Source organism: Streptococcus oralis (genome assembly GCF_026782085.1).
In the GTDB taxonomy this organism is placed as follows: Bacteria; Bacillota; Bacilli; order Lactobacillales; family Streptococcaceae; genus Streptococcus; species Streptococcus oralis_DA.
Genome location: NZ_JAKUVW010000004.1, coordinates 1,284,485 through 1,310,041, shown reverse-complemented (window position 1 = coordinate 1,310,041; position 25,557 = coordinate 1,284,485). Strand labels below are relative to the sequence as shown.

The 25,557-nt window shown below is 36.1% G+C and carries 22 protein-coding genes and 3 tRNA genes; 17 read left to right on the top strand and 8 right to left on the bottom strand.

Features of this window, described 5'->3' with window-relative positions; translation table 11 throughout:
• Positions 1–35: 35 nt before the first annotated feature.
• From dnaA to MK395_RS08425, 3 genes are all read right to left on the bottom strand, one after another.
• Complete coding sequence (gene dnaA / locus MK395_RS08435; RefSeq protein ID WP_000660625.1) at positions 36–1,397, bottom strand: chromosomal replication initiator protein DnaA; 1,362 nt, start codon at positions 1,395–1,397, stop codon at positions 36–38.
• A gap of 216 nt (positions 1,398–1,613) precedes the next feature.
• Positions 1,614–2,372: a ParB/RepB/Spo0J family partition protein gene (locus MK395_RS08430; RefSeq protein ID WP_268711662.1), complete on the bottom strand. Its 759-nt coding sequence runs from the start codon at positions 2,370–2,372 to the stop codon at positions 1,614–1,616.
• A gap of 57 nt (positions 2,373–2,429) precedes the next feature.
• A complete protein-coding gene (locus MK395_RS08425) occupies positions 2,430–3,626 on the bottom strand; it encodes a S1C family serine protease (protein WP_268711661.1) in 1,197 nt (398 codons plus the stop codon).
• Between the two features lie 185 nt (positions 3,627–3,811).
• Between MK395_RS08425 and rlmH the strand changes: the two genes are divergently transcribed.
• The 7 genes from rlmH (at position 3,812) to MK395_RS08390 (ending at position 6,989) form a co-directional block, all read left to right on the top strand.
• Complete coding sequence (rlmH, locus tag MK395_RS08420) at positions 3,812–4,291, top strand: 23S rRNA (pseudouridine(1915)-N(3))-methyltransferase RlmH (RefSeq protein ID WP_044019990.1); 480 nt, start codon at positions 3,812–3,814, stop codon at positions 4,289–4,291.
• A gap of 43 nt (positions 4,292–4,334) precedes the next feature.
• Positions 4,335–4,408: transfer RNA gene (locus MK395_RS08415), tRNA-Arg, on the top strand.
• Between the two features lie 164 nt (positions 4,409–4,572).
• The gene (gene comC / locus MK395_RS08410) at positions 4,573–4,698 is read left to right on the top strand and encodes a competence-stimulating peptide ComC (protein WP_000799678.1); all 126 of its coding nucleotides are present in this window, start codon (positions 4,573–4,575) and stop codon (positions 4,696–4,698) included.
• A 20-nt stretch (positions 4,699–4,718) separates the two neighbouring features.
• A complete protein-coding gene (gene comD, locus MK395_RS08405) occupies positions 4,719–6,038 on the top strand; it encodes a competence system sensor histidine kinase ComD (protein ID WP_044019989.1) in 1,320 nt (439 codons plus the stop codon).
• Complete coding sequence (gene comE / locus MK395_RS08400) at positions 6,035–6,787, top strand: competence system response regulator transcription factor ComE (RefSeq protein ID WP_000866079.1); 753 nt, start codon at positions 6,035–6,037, stop codon at positions 6,785–6,787. The genes comD and comE overlap by 4 nt, the downstream gene beginning before the upstream one ends.
• 51 nt (positions 6,788–6,838) lie before the next feature.
• Positions 6,839–6,910 (top strand) — tRNA-Glu (locus MK395_RS08395).
• Positions 6,911–6,915: 5 nt separating this feature from the next.
• Positions 6,916–6,989: transfer RNA gene (locus tag MK395_RS08390), tRNA-Asn, on the top strand.
• A 33-nt stretch (positions 6,990–7,022) separates the two neighbouring features.
• Here the strand turns inward: MK395_RS08390 and MK395_RS08385 are convergent.
• Positions 7,023–7,565 (bottom strand): TetR/AcrR family transcriptional regulator, encoded by a 543-nt coding sequence (locus MK395_RS08385; RefSeq protein ID WP_139689634.1) that lies wholly within the window; start codon positions 7,563–7,565, stop codon positions 7,023–7,025.
• A gap of 128 nt (positions 7,566–7,693) precedes the next feature.
• On the opposite strand from MK395_RS08385, the gene MK395_RS08380 reads away from it, so the two are divergent.
• The gene (locus MK395_RS08380; protein ID WP_125457051.1) at positions 7,694–10,348 is read left to right on the top strand and encodes a YhgE/Pip domain-containing protein; all 2,655 of its coding nucleotides are present in this window, start codon (positions 7,694–7,696) and stop codon (positions 10,346–10,348) included.
• A gap of 21 nt (positions 10,349–10,369) precedes the next feature.
• Here MK395_RS08380 and MK395_RS08375 read toward each other — a convergent pair whose 3' ends face one another.
• Positions 10,370–12,922 carry a YfhO family protein gene (locus tag MK395_RS08375; protein WP_268711660.1) on the bottom strand — a complete coding sequence of 851 codons (2,553 nt, stop codon included), beginning with the start codon at positions 12,920–12,922 and terminating at the stop codon, positions 10,370–10,372.
• A 61-nt stretch (positions 12,923–12,983) separates the two neighbouring features.
• Positions 12,984–14,606: an ATP-binding cassette domain-containing protein gene (locus tag MK395_RS08370; RefSeq protein ID WP_000958793.1), complete on the bottom strand. Its 1,623-nt coding sequence runs from the start codon at positions 14,604–14,606 to the stop codon at positions 12,984–12,986.
• A gap of 195 nt (positions 14,607–14,801) precedes the next feature.
• Here MK395_RS08370 and trpS point away from each other — a divergent pair, with 195 nt between their 5' ends.
• Entirely contained in the window at positions 14,802–15,830 is a 1,029-nt protein-coding gene (gene trpS, locus MK395_RS08365; RefSeq protein WP_268711659.1) for a tryptophan--tRNA ligase, read from the top strand.
• Positions 15,831–15,989: 159 nt separating this feature from the next.
• Positions 15,990–17,468 (top strand): IMP dehydrogenase, encoded by a 1,479-nt coding sequence (gene guaB / locus MK395_RS08360; protein WP_268711658.1) that lies wholly within the window; start codon positions 15,990–15,992, stop codon positions 17,466–17,468.
• 52 nt (positions 17,469–17,520) lie between these two features.
• Here guaB and recF read toward each other — a convergent pair whose 3' ends face one another.
• Together recF and yaaA are read right to left on the bottom strand one after the other, a co-directional pair.
• Positions 17,521–18,618 (bottom strand): DNA replication/repair protein RecF, encoded by a 1,098-nt coding sequence (recF, locus tag MK395_RS08355; RefSeq protein ID WP_268711657.1) that lies wholly within the window; start codon positions 18,616–18,618, stop codon positions 17,521–17,523.
• Positions 18,619–18,620: 2 nt separating this feature from the next.
• Positions 18,621–18,989 carry a S4 domain-containing protein YaaA gene (yaaA, locus tag MK395_RS08350; RefSeq protein WP_268711656.1) on the bottom strand — a complete coding sequence of 123 codons (369 nt, stop codon included), beginning with the start codon at positions 18,987–18,989 and terminating at the stop codon, positions 18,621–18,623.
• A 160-nt stretch (positions 18,990–19,149) separates the two neighbouring features.
• On the opposite strand from yaaA, the gene yfmF reads away from it, so the two are divergent.
• Genes yfmF through MK395_RS08315 form a run of 7 tightly spaced genes read left to right on the top strand, consistent with a single transcriptional unit; the run spans position 19,150 to position 25,528 of the window.
• Positions 19,150–20,400, top strand: coding sequence for an EF-P 5-aminopentanol modification-associated protein YfmF (yfmF, locus tag MK395_RS08345; protein WP_268711655.1), 1,251 nt, complete (start codon positions 19,150–19,152; stop codon positions 20,398–20,400).
• A complete protein-coding gene (gene yfmH / locus MK395_RS08340; RefSeq protein WP_268711654.1) occupies positions 20,397–21,680 on the top strand; it encodes an EF-P 5-aminopentanol modification-associated protein YfmH in 1,284 nt (427 codons plus the stop codon). The genes yfmF and yfmH overlap by 4 nt, the downstream gene beginning before the upstream one ends.
• A 35-nt stretch (positions 21,681–21,715) precedes the next feature.
• The gene (gene rodZ, locus MK395_RS08335) at positions 21,716–22,537 is read left to right on the top strand and encodes a cytoskeleton protein RodZ (protein ID WP_268711653.1); all 822 of its coding nucleotides are present in this window, start codon (positions 21,716–21,718) and stop codon (positions 22,535–22,537) included.
• 10 nt (positions 22,538–22,547) lie between these two features.
• On the top strand, positions 22,548–23,093 hold the full coding sequence (pgsA, locus tag MK395_RS08330; RefSeq protein WP_000712149.1) for a CDP-diacylglycerol--glycerol-3-phosphate 3-phosphatidyltransferase: 546 nt from the start codon (positions 22,548–22,550) through the stop codon (positions 23,091–23,093).
• Positions 23,090–23,917, top strand: a complete 828-nt coding sequence (locus tag MK395_RS08325; protein ID WP_268711652.1) for an energy-coupling factor ABC transporter ATP-binding protein — start codon at positions 23,090–23,092, stop codon at positions 23,915–23,917. Before pgsA ends, MK395_RS08325 begins: the two co-directional genes overlap by 4 nt.
• On the top strand, positions 23,902–24,741 hold the full coding sequence (locus MK395_RS08320) for an energy-coupling factor transporter ATPase (RefSeq protein WP_049477906.1): 840 nt from the start codon (positions 23,902–23,904) through the stop codon (positions 24,739–24,741). Before MK395_RS08325 ends, MK395_RS08320 begins: the two co-directional genes overlap by 16 nt.
• Positions 24,734–25,528 carry an energy-coupling factor transporter transmembrane component T family protein gene (locus MK395_RS08315; protein WP_049477905.1) on the top strand — a complete coding sequence of 265 codons (795 nt, stop codon included), beginning with the start codon at positions 24,734–24,736 and terminating at the stop codon, positions 25,526–25,528. The genes MK395_RS08320 and MK395_RS08315 overlap by 8 nt, the downstream gene beginning before the upstream one ends.
• Positions 25,529–25,557 lie beyond the last annotated feature (29 nt).

The following is a 25,557-nucleotide window of genomic DNA, read 5'->3' as shown; positions in this document are numbered from 1 at the left end:
ATAAAAAAGATAAGAAAGGAAAACTTATCCACAAGCTACTTAATTTTCTTTTTGATTGCTTCTATTTCTAAACGTAAATTATCGTCTTCGTCAATCAATGATTTGATTTTAGCATGGGCATGAATCACGGTGGTGTGATCCTTTCCGCCAAATTCTTTTCCGATTTTTGGAAGACTGTTATCTGTCAGTTCTCTAGCTAGATACATAGCAACTTGACGCGCTAAAACGATATTTTGAACTCGTCTCGTACCCTTCATTTCTTTGACACTCACTCCATAAAAATTACCAACTTCAGTTTGGATTTTCTCAATTGGAATAACAAGTATCTGGCGGGCGTCTTGCTTACGTGCTCTAATAGCTTCCGCAGCAATATCAATAGTGATATCCTTAATCTTCTTCACTCTGGCAATTAAAGTGATATCGTTGATTGCTCCTTCCAATTCTCGAACATTTGAATCAAATTGGCCAGCCAAGTACTCTAGAGTATCACTTTGAAAATGGTAATCCAAGTGCTCTGTTTTACTTTGAAGAATGGCGATACGTGTCTCAAAGTCAGGAGGAGTGATATTTTGCGTCAATCCCCAGCTAAAGCGCGTGACAAGTCTCTCTTCAAGTCCTTCTAGGTGTTTAGGACTTCGATCACTGGTTAGGACAATCTGTTTCTGTTTATCATGAAGAGCATTGAAGGTATTGAAAAATTCTTCCTGGGTCGCGACTTTTTTGCCACTGAGAGATTGGATATCATCGATCAATAAGAGATCAAGACTACGGTAAGTCTTTTTGAACTTTTCCATTTCCCCAAGTCTTAAGTGTTCAAGAAAGTCATTGATAAAGCTTTCGGCAGGAATGTACTTGACACGCGCATCAGGAATATTTTTCAAAATCTCATTTCCAATCGCATTGAGCAAGTGAGTCTTTCCAAGACCAGGTCCTCCATAGATGAAAAGAGGATTATAGGTCAGAGCTAAATCTTCAGATACAGCTAGTGCAGCAGACACTGCCCAAACATTCCCATCACCTTGAATAAAGTTATCAAAGGTATATTTTTCTTTTAACCCTGTTTCGGAATAGGGAATCGTTGGTAGTGCAGGTGTGTAATCGTAAGTAGAGACACTATTCGTATCATTTACTTGAGGAGATTCTGTGCTCTGAGGTTTAGTGAAAATATAGTGAGGTTTGATTTCAGAATCATAAATTTCAAAACCAGCAGCAATAATAATATCTTTTAATTGCTTTTCCCACACCATTTCCATCTCTGATCTAGGTAGAAATATAGTAGCTGTGTTTTCTTCTACTTTGATGAGTTCAGCAGGTGTAGCATAGAAATCATACATAGATCGAGTCAATCTTTCTTGAGCAAATTCTAAAATACGATTCCAAAATTGCTTTTCTTTCAACTAGTTTTCCTCCTTTACTATGATTTTAGTAGTTTAGTGCTAGACTTATTTTACCATAGATAGTAGGATTTTTCCACAGATTGGGGAAAAGAATCCACAATGTTAACAGTATTTATCCACAGGTTGGGCATAAAAAGAAAAATCCTTGATTTAGTGGGCTTTTTGATAAAAAAATAGGTGGATAAATTTGTGGGTTGAGAAAATAAAAGAACAGCCTTATTTCAGGCTGTTAATAATTCTATCGTATTCTTCTTGACTTGAAAAGGAGATAATAATCTTTCCAGTATCTTTTTTTGAAAGTTTAATTTCTACACTTAAACCGAGTAGTTTTTTTAATTTATCTTCTTCGTCTTTGATGAAAGAATCACTTTTTTTTTGCTTCTTTTGTTTTTTCTCTGTAAGAAGTGCTTCTAACTTTCTCACAGAAATATCTTCATTTTTGATTAGTTGGAAGAAATAGTCTTGCTGCTCTTTGTCTAAACCAACTAGAGAACGTGCATGCGCTTGAGAAATTTTTCCATTTTCTACTTCAGTTAAGATATACTCTGGTAGGGAAAGCAAACGAATAAAATTAGTGATATAAGGACGAGATTTCCCCATTTTATCCGCTATCTGGGTGTGAGTAAATCCTTTTTCTACTAAAGATTCGTAGGCGCGTGCCTCTTCAACAGGATTTAAATTTTCTCTCTGCAAATTCTCAATGATTGACTGGATCATCATTTCCTGATCTGAGAGGTGCTTTACAACGGCTGGAATAGAAGTCAGACCAGCCAAGAGAGAAGCCCGATATCGTCTCTCTCCTGCAAGGATTTCATAACCAATTACAGGAGATTGACGAACGATGATTGGTTGGATGAGCCCATTTTCGTTGATTGACTGAGCCAATTCCTTTAATTTTTCTACATCAAATTCTTTCCGAGGTTGGTAAGGATTCTTTTGTATTTCAGAGATAGAAATCATTTCAAATTTTTCCATGATTCTACACTAACATATCTTTTACTTTCTGTAAAGTTTTCTTTACACTGATGTCAATTAAGACTCTAAATCACCAGAATTCTTATCTAGTTTAATTGAGGTAGTTTCCTCCTTACCGTTACGGTAGTAGGTTACTTTGATAGTATCTCCAATAGCATGATTGTAAAGAGCGTGTTGTAGGTCTGTTGATGAAGCAATCTCTTTGTCGTCAACTTTGGTAATGACATCGTATTTTTGAAGATGTCCATTTGCTGGCATATTGTTTTGAACAGATCGAACAACTACACCTGAAGTGAGGCCACTTGGAATGTTAAGTTTTCTAAGATCACTAGCTCCAACATTTGATAGATTGACCATTTGAATTCCAAGAGCAGGACGAGTCACTTTACCATCACTTTCAAGCTGTTTAATGATATTTTGAGCATCGTTTGAAGGAATTGCAAAACCAAGACCTTCTACAGATGTTCCACCATTACTTGCAATTTTACTTGATGTTATACCAATTACTTGTCCTTGAATGTTTACAAGTGGACCACCAGAGTTACCAGGGTTAATGGCCGTATCTGTTTGAATGGCTTTTGTTGAAATAGCTTGACCATCTTCAGATTTTAGAGAAACATTTCGATTAAGACTCGAGATGATTCCCTGTGTAACTGTATTAGCATATTCTGAACCTAGAGGACTACCGATAGCAATCGCTGTTTCTCCAACACTAAGTTGACTTGAATCCCCAAATTCTGCTACTGTTGTAACTTTTTCTGAAGAAATTTTAACGACAGCAATATCAGAGAAGGTATCAGATCCGACAATTTCACCAGGAATCTTGGTACCATCTGCTAAGCGGATATCAACTTTTGAAGCTCCATTGATAACGTGAGTATTAGTTACAAGATAGGCATCTTTATCATCCTTTTTATAGATAACACCTGATCCCTCACTTGCGATTTGTTGATTGTCTGAATCAGAATTAGTTTCATCACCATTAAATACACTACTTTGTCTACTGCTAGAAGAAGAATAAGTAATGATTGAGACAACAGCATCCTTAACTTTATTTACTGCTTGAGTGGTTGAGTTTTCATTTTTATAGGATGTTTGAGTGACAGTGCCAGAATTATTATTCGTAGCTTGATTTCCTTGTTTTTGATAAAGTTGTAATGTTACGAAACTTCCTAAGGCACCACTTAAAAATCCGATTAGAATGATTACAAGAACTTTAACTCCCTTTTTGTAAAATTTTTGTAAGTGTTTCATAAACGCCTCCGTTTGTTATTTATTTACTCAGATTATAAACCTATTAACTTAATCCAAACTTAAAAGCTTAAAGTTTTACACAAGTTGTGGATAACTCATTTTATTCTGTGAATTCACTAGTAATTTTGAATTATTTTTTTGTGTATAAGATGTGAAATGAAGTGTGGATATGATAGAATATAAGAATGAAAATAAAAATTGTAACAGTAGGAAAATTAAAAGAAAAATACCTTAAAGATGGAATTGCTGAATATGTCAAACGAATTTCACGTTTCGCCAAATTAGAAATGATTGAGCTCACTGATGAGAAGACACCTGACAAAGCCAGTGAATTAGAAAACCAAAAAATCTTGGAAACAGAAGGTGAAAGAATTCTTTCTAAGGTTGGAGAAAGAGACTTTGTCGTTGTACTAGCCATTGAAGGAAAAACACTCTCCTCAGAGGAATTTAGTAAGCAACTAGAGCAAGCTTCTATCAAAGGATATTCAACGCTTACTTTTATCATTGGAGGAAGTTTGGGTCTAGCTCCTGTTGTAAAAAATAGGGCCAATCTTTCTGTCAGTTTTGGACGTCTGACATTACCACATCAGTTAATGAGATTGGTTTTAGTTGAACAAATTTACCGTGCTTTTACAATTCAACAGGGTTCTCCTTACCACAAATAGAAGATTGACTTAGCTCTTGTTTTTTGATAGAATGGTCATGTTAGGTCTCATAGCTCAGCTGGATAGAGCATTCGCCTTCTAAGCGAACGGTCGCAGGTTCGAATCCTGCTGGGATCAATTTTAGATGTGAAGCTGGGGTAAATCCCAGCTTTTTTCTTAAAAAAGTGCGTTTCAGGTGCAAAAATGTACAGTTGGGAAGAATTTTTTCTTACATGGTCTTCATTTTGTATAATAGATGTGTAAGTTAACTTACAAGAAAAAATAATACAGGAGATTTCATTATGAAAAATACAGTAAAGTTGGAACAATTTAAAGAAGTAACAGAGGCAGAATTGCAGGAGATTCGGGGTGGAGATTGGAGAATTTCAGAAACAATTCGTAATCTTATTTTTCCAAGAAGAAAGTAATGAAATAAAGGTAGAGAGTAATGGATTTATTTGGATTAGGGATAGCTATTTTTTATTTTCTCATCATTAGCAAAAGTTATGAATGGATTTGTAAAATAAATAGAAAAGAACAAATTGTTTTTTTCTGTTACACATGTATCTCAGTTTTTATACTTGAAGAAATTATTACACTAGTATTTTCTAATAGTTTTGCTTTGTCTAAATTTTTATTTCCTTTGGTTGTGTACCTTTATTTAAGAAAGTTAAAGAAGTCTGAAAAATACAAAGCTATTTTTATCAGTTTACTATTGTCTTTATTATATCACAGTACTCATACTTTTATATCCGTAACCTTATCTTCTATAACAGGAGATGAAGTAGTATTACACTATAAAAGTACATTCCTTTTAGTAGTATTGTTGATGACTTATTTTTCTATTCTAATAATAATTCGTTATTTTCATCTGGAAATTAAATATTTTGATAAAGATTATCTGTACCCTTTTTTAAAAAAAGTAATAGTTGCTTTCTTTGGTTTACATATCTTATTGTTTATTTCAGATATAGTAAGTACAACTCATCATTTAAATAGCTTCGGAAGTATTTTATCAACCATTGTTTTTATTTGCTTGTTATTGATTTTCTTTGCAATGAATTCTCACAAGGTTCAAATTGAAAAAGAGATTGCTCTAAAACAAAAGAAATTTGAACAAAAACATTTACAGACTTATACTGACGAAATTGTGGAGTTGTATAATGAAATTCGAGGTTTTCGTCATGACTATGCAGGGATGCTTGTCAGCATGCAAATGGCGATTGACAGTGGAGATTTACAAGAAATTAACAGGGTTTACAATGAAGTCTTAGTAAAAGCAAATCAGAAATTGAGGTCAGAAAAATATACTTACTTTGATTTAAATAATATAGAAGATTCTGCTTTACGAAGTTTAATTGCTCAATCGATTGTCTATGCACGAAAAAATGATGTAGAGTTTACATTGGAAGTAAAGGATATCATTACTAGACTGTCAATAGATTTACTTGATCTTGTTCGTATCATGAGCATTTTATTAAACAATGCTGTTGAAGGTGCTGCAGATAGTTATTTGAAACAAATGGAAGTTGCAGTCATTAAAATGGATTTTGAAACAGTTATAGTTATCCAGAATTCATGCAAAATAACTATGACGCCTTCAGAGGACCTATTTGCCTTAGGTTTCTCTACTAAGGGAAGAAATAGAGGTTTAGGACTTAATAATGTCAAAGAGATCTTAGATAAGTATGACAACATTATCTTAGAAACTGAGATGGAAGACAACACATTCAGACAAATTATTAGATTTAAGAGGGAATTCGAATGAAAGTATTAATTTTAGAAGATGTTATTGAACATCAAGTGAGACTAGAGAGAATATTAAATGAAATCTCGGAAGAATCGAATATTCCTATTTCATATAAGACAACAGGAAAAGTTCGTGAGTTTAAGGAATATATTGAAAATGATGAAGTAAACCAGCTTTATTTCCTAGATATCGATATTCATGGAATCGAGAAAAAAGGCTTTGAAGTGGCTCAGTTTATCCGTCATCACAATCCTTATGCTATTATTGTCTTTATTACCAGTCGATCTGAATTTGCTACCTTAACGTACAAATACCAGGTATCAGCCCTAGATTTTGTTGATAAAGATATCAATGATGAATTGTTCAAAAAACGCATTGAGCAGAGTATTTTTTATACTAAGAGCATGCTGCTTGAAAACGAAGATGTTGTAGACTATTTTGATTATAACTATAAAGGAAATGATTTGAAAATTCCTTACCATGACATTTTGTATATCGAAACCACAGGAGTTTCTCATAAACTTCGGATTATTGGTAAGAATTTTGCAAAAGAATTCTATGGAACTATGACAGATATTCAGGAAAAGGACAAACATACCCAGCGATTTTATTGCTCCCATAAATCTTTCCTTGTCAATGTGGGAAATGTGAGAGAAATTGATCGAAAGAATTTAGAAGTTGTCTTTTATGAAGATCATCGTTGTCCGATTACTCGTTTAAAAGTCCGCAAACTAAAAGATATTCTAGAGAAAAAATCTAAAAAGTGATTGACAATTAGTAAGAAATTGATATAATGGTTATATCTGCTACAGATAGATGGTCCGTTGGTCAAGGGGTTAAGACACCGCCTTTTCACGGCGGTAACACGGGTTCGAATCCCGTACGGACTATTTTATCCGCCATAGCTCAGTTGGTAGTAGCGCATGACTGTTAATCATGATGTCGTAGGTTCGAGTCCTACTGGCGGAGTCAGATAAAAAGAACACCATTGGTGTTCTTTTTTTAGTTGACATCACCTAACATTTTCATAAGGAAGTCTGTCATTTCTTGCGGACTTTCTTTTTTTCCGTGAGCAATCCAAGTCTGGCAAACACCAAATAGGGCATTTGTTAGATAAATACTGCTGTATTCTAATTCTATTGGAGTGAGTTGTAATTTCATAAAGCGTTTCTGAAGATCGGTGCTAAGCATAATGTGAAGCTTATTTCTCAAGAAATTTTGGATTTCTTTTGTCCCATTTTCAGATAAGAGTGCAGCCAAGAGTGGCTCAGACTCTAAATATTCAAATACTTCTAAAATAGCATCTCTTTTGTGATGAGCATGTTTTTGGAAAATATACTCAAAGGTATGAAATAGCTTACTTTGGTAGAGTTCAATCATATCATACTTATCCTTGTAGTGAGTGTAAAAGCTGGAACGACTAATTCCGGCTTTTTTAGCTAACTTGACAGTACTAATTTGATCAAAGGGGTAGTCCATCAATAATTGAACCATGGCATTCTCGATAATACGTTTTGTTTTTAAGCGTTTGTTACTTTCTTTCATAATTTCTCCTCGTACACAAAAATAGACTATGTGTCTAAAAAAGTATTTTTTACCTTGTAATTTGGATTTTTTGATGTATAATCTATTATATCAAAATTTTAGACAATATGTGTAAAAAAGGAGGAAACATGTTTAAAGAATGGAAAGCAATATTTAAAAAACCGACCTTTATCATTGTAATGATAGGAATTTCTCTCATTCCAGCTCTATACAACATTATATTTTTATCGTCCATGTGGGATCCTTATGGGAAATTATCAGAGCTACCTGTTGCAGTTGTCAATAAAGATAAGGAAGCATCTTATAATGGACAAACAATGACAATAGGTGAAGACATGGTGTCTAATTTAAAAGAAAATAAGACTTTAGATTTTCATTTTGTTAATGAAGAGGAAGGGGAAAAAGGTTTAGAAGATGGTGACTACTACATGGTAGTAACTTTACCAAGTGACTTATCTGAAAAGGCTACTTCTATCCTAACAAATCATCCTGAACAGATGCAGATTGATTATCAGACGTCAAGTGGGCATAGTTTTATTGCAAGTAAGATGAGTGATTCTGCTATGACACAATTAAAACAAACCGTTTCTACTAATGTTACTGAAACGTATACCAAGACTCTATTTAAAAAAATGAATGATTTGAAGTCTGGGATAAACAAGGCAGCTGATGGAAGTGAACAATTGGATAATGGAGCAAATCAGTTGGTGACGGGAAGTCAAACATTGACGACAAATCTTAATACTCTAGCTAACTCAAGTGTAACTTTTTCAAATGGAGCTGATCAATTTACAAAAGGCTTATCTAGCTATGTGTCTGCTATAGAGCAATTACATATTGGTTTAGGAACTTTTAATAGTGGTTTACAAAGTTATACAAATGCTGTCTCACAGGTTGACACTGGACTTGATCAATTAGTTTCAAAAACTCCTGAGTTGGTGACAGGTGTAAATCAGCTAAATACAGGTATAAAGTCCTACACAAGTGGGGTTTCACAATTGGATACAGGTCTCAATCAATTTTCAGTTGGTGTAAATGCTTATACAAGTAGTGTAAAAGAACTTTCTAACGGAACAAGTCAATTATCCAATCAATCAGATACACTAAGAGATGGAATGGAGCAATTAAATACTGGTATTAAAGAAATTTCAAGCCAATTAGAGTCCTCATCTCAACAAAGTGAAGAAATAGCGCAATTGGCAACAAGCTTAGGAGAACTAAATAAAACACTACAAGCTCTTACAATATCAGATAATACTCAACTGAAAAGTACATTGTCAGAAGCTTTGCCAAATCTAACAACTCTTGCTCAGGATATTGTGACCAAAAGTCAGACAGAACAAGAGAAAACTATTGCTAACCTTCAATCAACAGCTACTTATCAATCTCTCACAGAGGAACAAAAGAAAGAACTGACTGAAGCTGTTTCTAAAAATTCTAATTCTACTATTGAGTCAGCAAAAACAATTTTAACGACAGTAGGGGGATTAAAAGAAAGTATAGAGAATTCAGAACAACAAGTATCTAATCTATCTGATGTGCAGACGAAAGCAAATCAACTCTTACCTGCAGCATCTAGCTCCTTGACAACCTTGTCAAATGGATTTGCAACATTACAAACTTCTGTAAATAATCAGTTAGTTCCTGGAAGTCAGTCAATTGAAAAAGGAGTTGTAAACTATACTAAAGGACTGGATACTATTTCTATAGGTGCTAATCAACTAAGTGAAAAGAATGTAAGTTTAACAACTAGTCTAGATCAATTAGTTTCTGGATCAAGTAAGTTGACAGAAAATACATCAAACTTGACAGCTGGAGTAGATGCGTTAGCTGGAAAAGCTCCAGAATTAGTATCAGGTATAGAAAGCTTGTCAACTGGTTCTGCACAATTGAATAATAAGAACCCAGAGCTGATAGCAGGTATTACTACATTACAATTTGGCTCTGGTCAATTAACAGATAAATCAACACAGTTACTTTCTGCAGCATCTCAACTAGGAAGTGGCGCTATGAAGATTGCAGATGGTGCTGGAAAACTAGCAGATGGTGGAACAACCTTAACCTCTAGTCTTGAAGATTTACAGACAGGAGTTGATTCATTAGGACAAGGATTAGGTAATGCAAATACTCAACTTAAATCAGCTTCGACAGAATCTAAAAATGCAGAAACATTATCTGAACCTCTAGTTCTCTCAAAAACAGACAATGACCAAGTCCCTGTAAATGGGATTGCTATGGCTCCTTATATGATATCAGTTGCTCTTTTTGTTGCTGCTATATCTACCAATATGATTTTTGCTAAGTTGCCTTCTGGACGTCATCCAGAGAGTCGTTGGGCTTGGTTGAAGTCTCGCTCTGAAATAAATGGGATTATAGCTGTCTTAGCAGGTGTTTTAGTTTATGGAGGTGTCCATCTTATTGGATTGACTGCGAACCATGAGATGAGGACCTTGATTCTAATTATAATCACAAGTTTAGCTTTCATGTCTATGGTGACAGCTTTAACAACTTGGAATAGCCGTATTGGAGCTTTCTTCTCTCTTATTTTACTTTTATTACAGTTAGCATCAAGTGCAGGGACCTATCCCCTTGCTTTAACAAATGATTTCTTTAAGGGTGTCAATCCTTGGTTACCAATGAGTTACTCTGTATCAGGTTTACGACAAACAATCTCTATGACAGGAAATATTCATCACCAAGTGATTTTCCTTATTATAACACTAGTTTTCTTTGCTGCTTTAGGTATGCTAGCTTATCAACCTAAGAAAATGGAAGAAGATTAAAAAGATTGACCAATTCCTTGGTCAATCTTTTTCTGTCTTAGATAAATTTCGTATGTGATTATAGATCCCAAAAAGAAGAAGGGCAGTTAGTGAGCAGGCTGCTCCAATAACAAAACCATTGGGGATAAAGGAAAGTGTAATGGTGCCTTTTCCCTTTGGAACATCAACTTTCATAAAACCAGTTTGAGCCTGCTTGATTTCAAGTTTTTTCCCATCCTGGTATGCAGACCAACCTTTGTCATAAGGAATAGTGAAGAAAATAGAGGTATCTTGTTTGACTTCATATGTAGCAAAGACTTTATTTTTAGAGGTGGATACTTCTACAGGTTGTTCTTTAATTTTTTGGATTGCTTCAGTTAGGGCCTGAGTATCTAAACGATAGAAGGTTGGAGCTTCAAATGACACCTGAGAATTTCCAGGGAAACTAACACTGATATTGAAAGTTTTTTGTTCTTCAGTATAACCTAAATTAAAGAAATTAAATGCATTGTCAGTTGTAAAAGTCTTTTTTTCTCCATTGACAATGATGTCAACTTTCTTTTGCTTATCGTTTGTAAAATGAAGATTTGAAAAAGAGAGATAGACTTGACTATTTTGAGGAACCTCAATTTGATAATCAATCTTTGCATCTTCATTCGCAGAACCTGTGATGCTGGTTAAACCATCTGAAGTATCTGTTTTACCAGATGCTATTTGGGAGAAGTAATCTAAGTTGAGATTAGCAAGCTGGTTTATAAATAAAGCCTGATTATCTAGAGTGTGATTGTTAAAGTTTACATCTGTGTAAATAGATTGAGTGGCAAAGGCAATGGGTAAAGAGAGTTGATTTTTATATAAGGTTAAATGATCCTTTTGATAAATCTCTTGAAAGCCATACTTATCAAGTGAAGTTTCAGAAATATTGTATTGGATTCCAAATAAACTGTCTGCTAAAAGACTGTTATTTGCATAACGGAGATTAAGGTTGGTTCCAGAGGATTTGAATCCCAGTTTATCCAAACTAGTGCTAGCTGAACGATTTCGTACAGACGAAAATTGAGAGATTCCATTGTAGTTAAATTTCATACTGTCATTTCCAGTCTGAATTTGCAGTTTTTCAGTACGTGTAAATGAATTGTCAATTTGGTTTAGAATGGATTCCATAGCAGTGATATCTCTATTATAGGCGCTACGAGAAGCAAAGGCCCATTCTTTAGCTATTCCTTCCATTTGAGATGATGCATTTAAGCTTATCTCAGCCGTTATAAATAAAGACAAAAGAATTGCAAATAGATTTACAGAGATAAATTTTCTAATGACTGCAAGAAGTAAAAGAGCATAAACTAGTAGAAATTCAAGAGTGAGCAGGATATTCAAATCAGTTAAAAAAGAATAGTGTGATTTAAAATAGACAGTAGCCAAAAATCCTGTTAGTACAAGAAAAAGTGAGACAAATAGATTCCATAGCTTCAGTTCTTTCAAACGATTTAAGACTTCTGCTGCAGTATAAATTAACAGAGTTGAAAAAATCCAAGCATAGCGATGCAAAAACATATTTGGGGTATGCATCCCTTGCCAAAATAAATCAAGTGCTTCTATGTAAAAGCTTGTTATTAAAAAAGTAAAGAAAATTGCATAGGTAAGTTTCACGTGAAACCTTATGGATTTTATTGTGAAAAATAGAATGGTTAAAATAAAAGGAAGCAATCCAACAAAAATCATTGGTATAGATCCATATTTAGTTGTATCAAAAGATCCAATGAATTGTTTTGCAAAAATATCCAAATACCAGCTACTATCTGTCTTTAATTTTGTGATGGCAGTCAACTTCTCTCCATGAGTTTGTAAATCAAACAGTGTAGGAAGAGTCATAATCAAACTAGCCATTCCAGCTAAAAAGGAGGTAACAACAAAATCAAGAAAAGATGATTTTCGAGTTTTAAAGTCCCAAGAAATTTGGCAGAGATACCAGAAAATAAGAAACAATGCTGTCATATACCCAAAATAATAATTTTGAATAAATAAGATTGACAAATTTGTAAAGTATAGTAGGCGCTTCTTTTGTGTTATAAGTAGGTGTAAACCAGTTATAATTAAAGGAATCAAGATAAAAACATCTAGCCAGGTTTTAATCTCTAACTGACTGATAGTGAAGCTCATTAGAGCATAGGAAGTAGATAAGGCAAGTTTTAAAAATTTTGGGATATCTTTAAATAATCTATTTAGACTAAAGAAGGTTGACAGACCAATCAATCCAAATTTTAAGAGAGTGGTTAGATAGACAGCATCTGGCATATTCAACAGATTAAAAAAGTAAACTAGGGGTGAAAGAAAACTGCCCAAGTAATAACTAGATAGAGCATAGAAATTCAGTCCGAGGCCACTTGTAAAGGTGTAAAACAAACTGCCATTTCCATGCAGAATATTTCGTAAAGCTACATCAAAAATAACGTATTGATGGAAACCGTCTCCTAATAGTGGAGATGCATCGCTATTCCAGTAGATACCTTGAGTTAGGTATCCTCCAGTCATAATTACTAAAGGAATGATGAAAGAAACAAAATAGGTCCAATATGTTTTAAAAAATGATTTCATGTTACCTCGTAGAATGATAGAAAACTCAGTTGGTTACCCCAACTGAGTTTTGAAGTCTTATTTAATCTTTCCAAAGTTCTTTAACTTTTGCTTGTACTTCTGCATTTTCTAGGAATTCATCGTAGGTTTCATCAATACGATCAATGACGCCATTCTTAGACAAAACAATGATATGGTTTGCCAAAGTTTGGATAAACTCGTGGTCATGACTGGCAAAGATGATTGATTCTTTAAAGTTTTTCAATCCATCGTTCAAGCTTGAGATAGATTCCAAGTCCAAGTGATTTGTTGGATCATCAAGTACAAGGACATTTGATTTCAAGAGCATGAGTTTTGAAAGCATGACACGTACTTTTTCTCCCCCTGACAAGACGTTTACAGGTTTGTTAACCTCATCACCAGAGAAGAGCATACGACCAAGGAAACCACGTAGGAAGGTATTGTCATCTTCTTCTTTACTTGCAAATTGACGCAGCCAGTCAAGGATTGACTCTCCTCCTGCAAAATCAGCCGAGTTGTCTTTTGGCAAGTAAGAACGGCTAGTAGTAACTCCCCACTTGACAGTTCCTTCATAGTCGATGTCACCCATAATGGCGCGAATTAATGCAGTCGTTTGGATGTCATTTTGTCCAATAAGAGCAGTCTTGTCACCTGGACGCAAGATGAAACTAATATTGTCTAGGATAGTTTCGCCATCAATCTTTACAGTTAAATTTTCTACTGTCAAGAGATCATTACCAATCTCACGTTCTGCTTTAAAGTTGATAAATGGATATTTACGACTAGATGGCACAATCTCTTCTAATTCAATCTTGTCAAGCATTTTTTTACGAGACGTTGCTTGTCTTGACTTAGAAGCGTTGGCAGAGAAGCGAGCAACGAATTCTTGCAATTGCTTAATTTTTTCTTCTGCCTTGGCATTACGGTCTGCTAGCAATTTAGCAGCGAGTTCAGAAGATTCCTTCCAAAAGTCATAGTTTCCGACATAGAGTTTGATTTTTCCAAAGTCAAGGTCGGCCATATGAGTACACACTTTGTTTAAGAAGTGACGGTCGTGGGATACTACGATAACGGTGTTATCAAAATCAATCAAGAAGTCTTCTAACCAAGTAATCGATTGGATATCTAAACCATTGGTTGGCTCGTCCAAAAGAAGAACATCAGGTTTACCAAATAAGGCTTTAGCAAGGAGAACCTTCACTTTTTCACCATTGGCTAATTCGCTCATGTTTTGATAGTGCAATTCTTCTGGAATGTTTAGGTTTTGAAGTAGTTGAGACGCTTCACTTTCTGCTTCCCAACCTCCAAGTTCAGCAAATTCACCTTCGAGTTCGGCTGCACGAACACCATCTTCATCTGAAAAATCTTCCTTCATGTAAATGGCGTCTTTTTCTTTCATGATGTTGTAAAGTTTTTCATTTCCCATAATAACGACATCAATAACTCGCTCATCTTCATAGTCAAAATGATTTTGACGGAGAACAGAGAGACGTTCATCTGGACCAAGAGAGATGTGACCAGTTGTTGGCTCGATATCACCAGCTAAGATTTTTAAGAATGTAGACTTCCCAGCACCATTAGCACCAATTAATCCGTATGTATTTCCTTCTGTAAATTTGATATTGACATCATCAAAAAGTTTGCGATCACTAAAACGTAGTGAAACATCAGATACTGTAAGCAATGTTTTTCTCCTATAATATGTAATATATTTATTCTACTAGAAAAGAGAGAAATATTCAAATTTTTGTTTGTCAATTTTGTGTCAATTAAGTTTACAGATCTGTTTACAATGAGTTAGTTGTTTGATTTTAATAATTTTCTGTTATTTTAACAAAAAAATGCTATAATTGAAGAGACCATTTCGAAGGAGAAAAAAATGACGAAACCCATTATTTTAACAGGAGACCGCCCAACAGGTAAACTGCATATTGGACATTATGTTGGTAGTCTAAAAAATAGAGTGTTACTACAGGAAGAAGATAAGTATGACATGTTTGTTTTTTTGGCGGACCAACAAGCATTGACAGATCACGCCAAAGACCCTCAAACGATTGTAGAATCGATTGGGAATGTTGCCTTAGATTACCTAGCAGTTGGATTAGATCCAAGTAAATCAACTATCTTTATTCAAAGCCAAATTCCAGAGTTGGCTGAATTATCTATGTACTATATGAATTTGGTGTCACTAGCTCGTTTGGAACGGAATCCGACAGTAAAAACAGAGATTGCTCAGAAAGGGTTTGGAGAAAGTATTCCGACAGGATTTTTGGTTTATCCGATTGCGCAAGCAGCAGATATTACTGCCTTCAAGGCTAATTATGTTCCTGTTGGGACAGATCAGAAACCAATGATTGAGCAAACTCGTGAGATTGTTCGTTCCTTTAATCATGCTTATAATTGTGAGGTCTTGGTGGAGCCGGAAGGTATTTATCCAGAAAATGAGAGAGCAGGACGTTTGCCTGGTTTAGATGGAAATGCTAAAATGTCTAAATCCCTTAATAATGGTATTTATCTAGCAGATGATGCAGATACGTTGCGTAAAAAAGTCATGAGCATGTATACTGATCCGGATCATATTCGAGTGGAGGATCCAGGTAAGATTGAAGGAAATATGGTTTTCCATTATCTAGATGTGTTTGGTCGTCCAGAAGATGCTCAAGACATTGCAGAGATGAAAGAAAACTATCAACGTGGTGGTCTTGGTGATGTAAAGACGAAACGTTATCTACTTGAAATATTAGAACGCGAACTTGGCCCTATTCGTGAGCGCCGTATCGAATTTGCTAAGGATATGGGAGAAGTGTACAATATGCTTCAAAAAGGTAGTGAGAAAGCACGTGAGGTTGCGGAGCAAACTCTATCTGAAGTTAAGGGAGCAATGGGACTAAATTATTTTAAATTATAGATAAAATATGAATCGTAAAACTATCTCTTCCATAGGATCACAGGGATAGTTTTTTTATGATTTCTACCATAAATATAATTGACAAATTTTCATAGAATGGTATGATAGATACAATACAAAAAGAGTCAAGCTCAAAAAGAAAGAAAAGAGGAAACTTCAATGTCTAATTGGGATACTAAATTTTTAAAAAAAGGTTTTACCTTTGATGATGTATTGCTCATTCCAGCAGAAAGTCATGTGTTGCCTAATGATGCAGATTTAACAACAAAATTGGCAGATAATTTGACTTTAAATATCCCAATTATAACAGCCGCCATGGATACAGTCACAGAAAGTCAAATGGCTATTGCCATTGCTCGTGCAGGTGGTCTTGGAGTAATCCATAAAAATATGTCTATTGCGCAACAGGCAGATGAAGTTCGCAAGGTAAAACGTTCTGAAAATGGTGTTATTATTGATCCATTCTTTTTGACTCCAGAACACACGATTGCTGAAGCAGATGAACTGATGGGACGTTACCGTATTAGTGGTGTTCCAGTTGTGGAGACACTTGAAAATCGTAAATTGGTTGGTATTCTAACAAATCGAGATCTTCGTTTTATTTCAGATTACAATCAGCCAATCTCAAACCATATGACCAGTGAAAATCTTGTTACTGCTCCTGTTGGTACAGACCTTGCAACAGCTGAAAGCATTCTTCAAGAACACCGTATTGAAAAACTTCCTTTAGTGGATGAAGAAGGTCGTCTTTCTGGCTTGATTACTATTAAGGACATTGAAAAAGTTATTGAGTTTCCAAATGCTGCAAAAGATGAGTTTGGTCGTCTTCTAGTTGCTGGAGCGGTAGGTGTCACTTCAGATACATTTGAACGTGCCGAAGCCCTTTTTGAAGCAGGAGCTGATGCAATTGTTATTGATACTGCTCATGGTCACTCTGCTGGTGTTCTACGTAAAATTGCTGAAATTCGTGTTCACTTCCCAGACCGCACTTTGATTGCGGGTAATATTGCCACTGCAGAAGGTGCGCGTGCTCTTTATGATGCAGGTGTAGATGTTGTCAAAGTCGGTATTGGACCAGGTTCTATCTGTACCACTCGTGTGATTGCAGGAGTTGGTGTCCCACAAGTGACAGCAATCTATGATGCAGCAGCTGTTGCGCGTGAATATGGTAAAACAATCATTGCTGATGGTGGAATCAAGTACTCTGGAGATATTGTAAAAGCCCTTGCTGCAGGTGGGAATGCAGTTATGCTTGGATCAATGTTTGCTGGAACAGATGAAGCTCCAGGAGAAACGGAAATCTTCCAAGGGCGTAAGTTTAAGACTTATCGTGGTATGGGATCAATCGCTGCAATGAAGAAAGGTTCAAGTGACCGTTACTTCCAAGGTGCGGTCAATGAAGCAAACAAACTCGTTCCAGAAGGAATTGAAGGCCGTGTTGCCTATAAAGGCGCAGCAGCTGATATTGTCTTCCAAATGATTGGTGGTATTCGCTCTGGTATGGGTTACTGTGGTGCAGCTAACCTTAAAGAATTGCATGACAATGCTCAATTTATCGAAATGTCTGGGGCTGGCCTAAAAGAAAGCCATCCACACGATGTGCAAATCACTAATGAAGCGCCAAACTACTCTATGTAAGTAGTAAAAAAGAACTCCTGAATTTCAGGAGTTCTTTTTGTTTACAAAGTTGTCAATTTTGATTTACAGAAATTTTACCGTTTTGAATATTGAAAATACTAAGGTTTTCTGGTAAATTTTGCAAGTGGTCTAAACTTGTTGTTGTAATAAAGGTTTGGATAGATTGAGAAATGGTTTCTAGTAATTTTAGTTGCCGTGTATTGTCAAGTTCGCTCATAACATCATCGAGCAGTAGTATCGGAGACTCATTGGTAATACTTTCCATTAGCTCAATTTCTGCCAGTTTGATAGAAAGAACAAGGCTACGATGTTGACCTTGGCTTCCAAAACTAGCATCCATACCATTGATATAAAAAGAAATATCATCTCGATGAGGGCCAACTCCAGTATTCTTTTTAAATAAATCTCTGGATCTGCTTTTTTCTAAAGCCATTTTAAAAGAATCCATTAAAACTTCTTCATTAGTGAAGTTGACAGTTGATTGATAAGATATTGACAGTTCTTCTAATTTATTTGAAATTTCTAAGTGTTTTTTTTGGCCAAATTTCTCTAAGTCTTTAATGAATTTTATCCGATGCTTTATAACGCGACAACCATAATCTATTAACTGATCATCTAAGACTGACAGAAATGTTTCATCAATCTTCTGGCTGGATTTTAGATAAGTATTTCTTTGCTTGAGTATGTGGTTATAGTTTGACAAGTCTGACAAGTAGATTGGTTTAATTTGTCCCAGTTCAATGTCTATAAACTTTCGACGGACAGAAGGTGCTCCTTTAATTAGCTGCAGATCTTCAGGTGCGAAGAGGACAACATTCATATGTCCAATATAGTCCGATAGGCGCGCTTGTTTTAAGTGATTGACCTTGGTCACACGCCCTTTTGGTGTTAAATCAATTTCTAGAGGGATAGAGCTTGTTTTTTTCTGTAGCAAGCCAGAAAGATGGAGTTGCTCGTCATCAAAATGAATGAGATTTTTATCTGTACGAGTCCGATGACTACGTGTCAAGGCCAAGAAATAGATTGCCTCTAGAATATTGGTTTTTCCTTGTGCATTTTGACCTAGAAAGACATTTAATTTTGGATTGAAATCAATTTTCGCCTCTTTGTAGTTTCGAAAGGTTTTAATTGTTAAATGTTGGAGCCACATGGTTATCTTCCTGGAAAACGTGGAACTTGTTTGGTTTTAGGCGATGAAGAAGTTTTTTGTTTTTCTTTCTTGATACCTTTATTCATCTCTTTGACAAGTTTAGCAATTCGCTCTTTCTCAATCTTATCTGCTTGATACTCTTCTTGCTCTTTTAAACTTGGTTGCGTCAAGATGATGTCAATCTTTAAATCAGGAATGTCAATCGTATCTCCAATACGGATTTTTTTCCCACGTCTACTTTCTAATTCGCCATTAAAGTAAACTTGATGCTCTATTAAAAAGGATTTGATAGCACCACCGCTGTGTATAATCCCAAGCTCTTTTAGGAGGGCTTGGAGCGTAATAAATTCTTCAAATAATTTGTATTCCATAATTCACCTCAATCTTTGGTATTATACCATATTTTCCTTGAAATAGCTGGAGGAAAGTTAGTTGAAATGAAAACGGTTTTACTCTTTAAAGCTATAAAGAGAACAAGAAAAATTTTGATTTTCGTGGTATAATAGAACTCTATATGTAAGGAGGTAAGGTATGGAATTAGTGCCTGGAATTTCAGCACATTTTGTTCAATCCAAAAAGTTTAAAACAAATAAAATCACTATTCGTTTTACTGCTCCCTTATCTCTTGAGACAATAGCAGGACGCATGTTAAGTGCAAGTATGTTGGAGACGGCAAATCAAGCTTATCCCACATCACAAGCATTTCGCAGATACTTGGCAAGTTTATATGGAACAGATATTTCCACAAGTGCTTATCGTAGGGGACAGGCACATATTCTTGACCTAACGTTTACCTATGTGAGGGATGATTTTCTAAGTAAAAAGAATGTCTTGACTTCTCGAATTTTGAAATTAGTGAAACAGACTTTATTTGCTCCCTTAGTTCAAGATGGTGCTTTTGAGCCAGCCCTATTTGAAATTGAAAGAAAACAGTTATTGGCTAGTTTAGCTACTGATATGGATGATTCGTTTTATTTTGCTCATAAGGAGTTGGATAGCTTGTTCTTCCATGATGAGCGTCTTCAATTGAGATACAGTGATTTACGAAATAGTATTTCAAATGAGTCTCCGGAAAGTAGCTACACGTGCTTTCAAAATGCTCTGAAGAATGATCGTATTGATTTCTTTTTCTTAGGTGATTTTAATGAAGTAGAAATTACAGAATCGTTGAAGTCATTACCCTTTACAGTTAGAGAGAACGGCGTCACTATCCAGTACTATCAATCTTATTCGAATGTTCTACGAGAAGGAATGGTTCAGAGGAATGTTGGGCAATCTATTTTAGAATTAGGCTATCATTCTCCTGTAAAATATGGTGATGATGAGCATTTGCCCATGCTTGTGATGAATGGTTTGTTGGGTGAATTTGCACATTCGAAACTTTTTACAAACGTTCGTGAAAATGCTGGAATAGCCTATACAGTCTCGAGTCAATTGGATTTGTTTAGTGGTCTGTTAAGGATGTATGCGGGTATTGATAGAGAAAATCGAAATCAGGCTAGAAAATTGATGAATCATCAATTGCTAGATCTGAAAAAGGGTAACTTTACAGATTTTGAACTTGAACAAACCAAGGAGATGATTCGACGATCTTTGTTGATGGCTCAAGATAATCAACAGACCTTAGTTGAAAGAGTCTATTTGAATGCTCTATTTGGAAAATCAAGCTTTGACATTGATCGATTGGTGGCAAAATTAGAGAATGTTGGTAAAGAAGCTGTCTGTAAAGCTGCCAACAATTTGAAGTTACAAGCGATTTACTTTATGGAAGGAGTAGAATGACAAAGGTTACTTTTGAAGAAAAATACTATCCTGCTGTAAAGGAAACAGTCTACAAAGCACAATTGTCAAATGGATTGACAGTTTCTTTACTTCCTAAACAAGATTTCAATGAGGTTTATGGGATTGTAACAGTTCAATTTGGTTCTGTAGATGCAACTTATACAAGCTTGGGAAAAGGTTTACGTCATCATCCAGCAGGAATTGCACATTTTCTTGAACATAAATTGTTTGAAAGAGAAAATTCTGAGGATATAATGGCTACGTTTACTCGATTAGGTGCGGACAGTAATGCCTTTACAAGCTTTACTAAGACCAGCTATCTTTTTTCAACAATTGACCATCTATTAGAGAATTTAGATTTGCTAGATGAGTTAGTCGGAGATGTTCATTTTACAGAAGAGTCTGTTTTGAGGGAACAGGCTATTATCCAGCAAGAACGAGAAATGTATCAAGACGATCCAGACTCACGCTTGTTTTTTGCAACATTAGCCAACCTTTATCCTGATACTCCTTTAGCGACAGATATAGTTGGAAGTGAAAAATCAATTTCTGAGATTCAAGTTTCGAATTTAAAAGAGAATTTTACAGAGTTTTACAAACCTGTCAACATGTCACTGTTTTTAGTTGGAAATATTGATTTGGAAGTTGTTGAGGAATACTTTTCGAAAAAGGAAAAGAAGACTTTAGAACAGTTTATAGTTACAAAAGAGAAACTACCCTTGCAGCCTGTGAAGCAAACAGATAGTCTTCGGATGGAAGTTTCTTCACCCAAACTTGCTGTTGCGATTAGAGGTAATGGGCAAATAACAGAAGCTGAGTCTTATCGTTACAATATTTTATTGAAATTACTATTTACGATGATGTTTGGTTGGACTTCTGATCGTTTTCAAAAGTTATATGAGTCTGGGAAGTTAGACACGTCATTGTCACTTGAGGTTGAAGTCAACAGTCGCTTTCATTTTGTGATATTGACGATGGATACCAAAGAGCCTGTTTCTCTGTCGCATCAATTTCGGAAAGCGATTCGTCAGTTTAGTAGTGATACGGATATTACAGAGGAACATTTAGATCTTGTTAAGAGTGAGATGTTTGGGGAGTTTTTCAGCAGTATGAACTCCTTGGAGTTTATTGCCACTCAATACGATCCGATGGATCGCGGAGAAACAATTTTTGATTTTCCGAAAATTTTACAGGAAATTACTTTGGAGGATGTTCTAGAAGCTGGGCATCGTTTGATTGATGATGGTGATCTAGTTGATTTTACAATCTTTCCAGCTTAAAAGATGACTAATACTAGAAAGAAGGAATGGTACGTATGAGAAAAAAAACAATTGGCGAGGTTCTACGTTTAGCCAGAATTAACCAGGGATTGAGTCTGGAAGAATTACAGGAAAAAACTGAAATTCAGTTGCATTTTCTAGAAGCTATGGAGGCAGATGATTTTGATCAACTTCCTAGTACCTTCTATGCTCGTTCTTTTTTAAGAAAATATGCCTGGGCAGTAGAGTTAGATGAAAGAATTGTTTTGGATGCCTATGATTCAGGTAGTATGATTACCTACGAAGAGGTAGATGTCGATGAAGAAGACTTATCTGGTCGCAGACGATCAAATAAGAAAAAAACGTCTTATCTCCCCTTGTTTTATTTCGTCCTATTTGCTTTGTCAATTTTAATTTTTGTCACTTACTATGTTTGGAACTACATCCAAACTCAGCCAAGTCCTTCTTCAGCTAATTATAGTGTTGTGAGCTCGACTAGTTCAACAACCTCATCTAGTTCATCTTCTAGTAGTCAGACGTCTAGCTCGTCTTCTACTACGGAATCAACTATTACAGTGTCAGGCGAAGGAAACCGCATTGAAGCTCGGTATAAAACGAGTAAGGAAATCGCTACTGTTCAACTGGCAGTATCAGATGCAACTAGTTGGGTTAGTGTTTCAGGAAGTGAGCTGGAGGGTGGTGTGACACTATCCACAGACAATAAGAATGCAAAAACAACAGTTTCAACTAAGAATCCCGTTACCATTACTTTAGGTGTAGTGAAGGGAGTTACTGTAACTGTTGACAATCAAACGATTGATACTTCGAAGCTGACAACTCAGACTGGAACTGTAACACTTACATTTACTACAGATTAAGGAAAAATCAATGAAAAAAGAACAAATTCCTAATGTATTAACTATTGGTAGAATTCTCTTCATACCTCTCTTTATTCTTATTTTGACTTTGGGCCATTCACAAGGCAGTCATTTGCTGGCAGCGATCATCTTTGCAGTTGCTAGTATAACGGATTATCTTGATGGTTACCTTGCTCGTAAATGGAATGTAGTCAGCAACTTTGGAAAATTTGCAGATCCGATGGCTGATAAGCTGTTGGTTATGTCAGCTTTTATCATGTTGATTGAGTTAGGCATGGCTCCAGCTTGGGTTGTTGCTATTATCATCTGTCGTGAACTTGCGGTGACAGGCTTGCGCTTGTTGCTTGTTGAGACGGGAGGGACAGTTCTAGCAGCAGCGATGCCAGGGAAAATCAAGACCTTTAGTCAGATGTTTGCCATTATCTTTTTGCTCTTACATTGGAATTTAATTGGTCAGCTGTTGCTTTATATCGCTTTGTTTTTCACTATCTACTCTGGTTATGATTATTTCAAGGGTAGCGCTCATGTATTCAAAGGGACATTTGGTTCGAAATGAAATCGATTATTGAAATAAAAGATCTGTCTTTTCGTTATAAGGAAGACCAGGATCATTATGACGTTAATAACGTCTCGTTTCACGTGAAACGGGGAGAATGGCTTTCGATTGTAGGTCATAATGGGAGTGGAAAATCGACAACTATCCGTTTGATTGATGGATTGCTTGAAGCAGAGTCTGGGGAAATCTGGATAGATGGGCAATTGCTGTCCTCTGAGAATGTTTGGAACTTACGCCGTCAAATTGGTATGGTTTTTCAAAATCCAGATAACCAATTTGTGGGGGCAACTGTTGAAGATGATGTTGCCTTCGGTCTAGAAAATCAGGGACTTCCTCGTGAAGAAATGAAGAAGAGAGTGGCTGAATCTTTGGAGTTGGTAGGTATGCTAGACTTTAAGAAGAGAGAACCAGCTCGTTTATCTGGTGGACAAAAACAGCGTGTGGCTATTGCGGGAGTTGTTGCCCTGAGACCAGCTATTTTGATTTTGGATGAGGCTACAAGTATGTTGGACCCCGAGGGACGAAGAGAACTGATTCAGACAGTTCAAGAGATTCGAAAAGATCACCAGATGACAGTCGTCTCCATTACACATGACTTAGAAGAAGTTGCGATGAGTGACCGTGTCTTGGTCATGAAAAAAGGCCAAGTGGAGTCAACCAGCAGCCCAAGAGAACTTTTTTCTCGGGATGATCTTGACCAGATAGGGTTGGATGAGCCTTTTACTAATCAATTGAGAGAATCTTTGAGAGAGACTGGTTATCAGTTGCCGGATGGCTATTTGACAGAAGGAGAGCTAGAGGACAAGTTATGGGAATTACTCTAGAAAATGTGAGCTTTACCTATCAAGAGGGAACTCCCCTATCTTCATCAGCCTTGACTGATGTTTCTTTGACGATTGAGGATGGTTCCTATACAGCTTTAGTAGGGCATACAGGTAGTGGGAAATCAACGATTTTACAGCTTTTAAATGGCCTATTGGTACCAAGTAAGGGTTCTGTTCGAGTTTTTGATACCGTCATTACACCTACATCAACCAACAAAGAAATTCGTCAGATTCGAAAGCAGGTTGGTCTAGTGTTTCAATTTGCTGAAAATCAGATTTTCGAAGAGACTGTTTTGAAAGATGTTGCATTTGGACCGCAAAATTTTGGAGTTTCTGAGGAAGAGGCCAAGAAAATTGCGCGTGAAAAGTTAGCCTTGGTAGGCATCGATGAGTCACTCTTTGAGCGCAGTCCTTTTGAACTTTCGGGTGGTCAGATGAGACGTGTGGCTATAGCAGGTATGCTAGCCATGGAGCCAACTGTCTTGGTTTTGGATGAGCCTACAGCTGGACTAGATCCTCTGGGCAGAAAAGAACTGATGACCCTGTTTAAAAAACTTCACCTTGCTGGAATGACAATCGTCCTGGTAACACATTTGATGGATGATGTAGCTGCATATGCTGATCAGGTTTATGTTATGGAAAAGGGGCGTTTGGTCAAAAGTGGCAAACCAAGTGATGTCTTTCAAGATGTAGCCTCTATGGAAAAGGTACAGTTAGGTGTGCCTAAAATCACAGCCTTTTGTAAACGTTTGGCAGATAGGGGTGTAGATTTTAAAAAACTGCCAATCAAGATAGAGGAGTTTAAGGAGTCGCTAAATGGATAGTATGATTTTAGGGCGCTATATACCAGGGGATTCCATTATTCATCGCTTGGATCCACGTAGTAAATTGCTTGCCATGATTCTGCTGATTTTGATTGTATTTTGGGCCAATAATCCTCTCACCAATCTCGTTCTGTTTGTAGCGACAGGTATATTTATCGCATTATCGGGCGTTTCTCTCTCATTTTTCGTTCAGGGATTAAAATCCATGTTCTTCTTGATCGCCTTTACGACTCTTTTTCAGCTCTTTTTCATTTCAAGTGGAAATGTCCTATTTGAGTTTTCTTTTATAAGAATAACGGATTATGCTTTGCAACAAGCAGGAATCATTTTCTGTCGTTTTGTGTTGATTATTTTCTTTTCAACCTTGCTAACCTTAACGACCATGCCTTTGAGTCTGGCAGCCGCAGTTGAAGCTCTTTTAGCACCGCTGAAACGCGTGAAAGTTCCCGTTCATGAAATTGGTCTCATGCTATCAATGAGTTTGCGTTTTGTTCCAACCTTGATGGATGACACAACGAGAATTATGAATGCTCAAAAAGCTCGTGGAGTTGACTTTGGCGAAGGCAGCATCGTTCAAAAAGTAAAGGCTATGATTCCAATTTTAATTCCTCTTTTTGCGACTAGCTTAAAGCGTGCAGATTCATTGGCAATAGCCATGGAAGCGCGTGGTTATCAGGGAGGAAAGGGTAGAAGTCAGTATAGACAGTTGAAATGGAGTCAAAAGGATACACTGGCAATTCTTGTGATTTTGGTACTGGGATGTTTCTTATTTTTCTTAAAATCTTAGCAGGTTTGTAGGATTGATAAGAAGCTCAC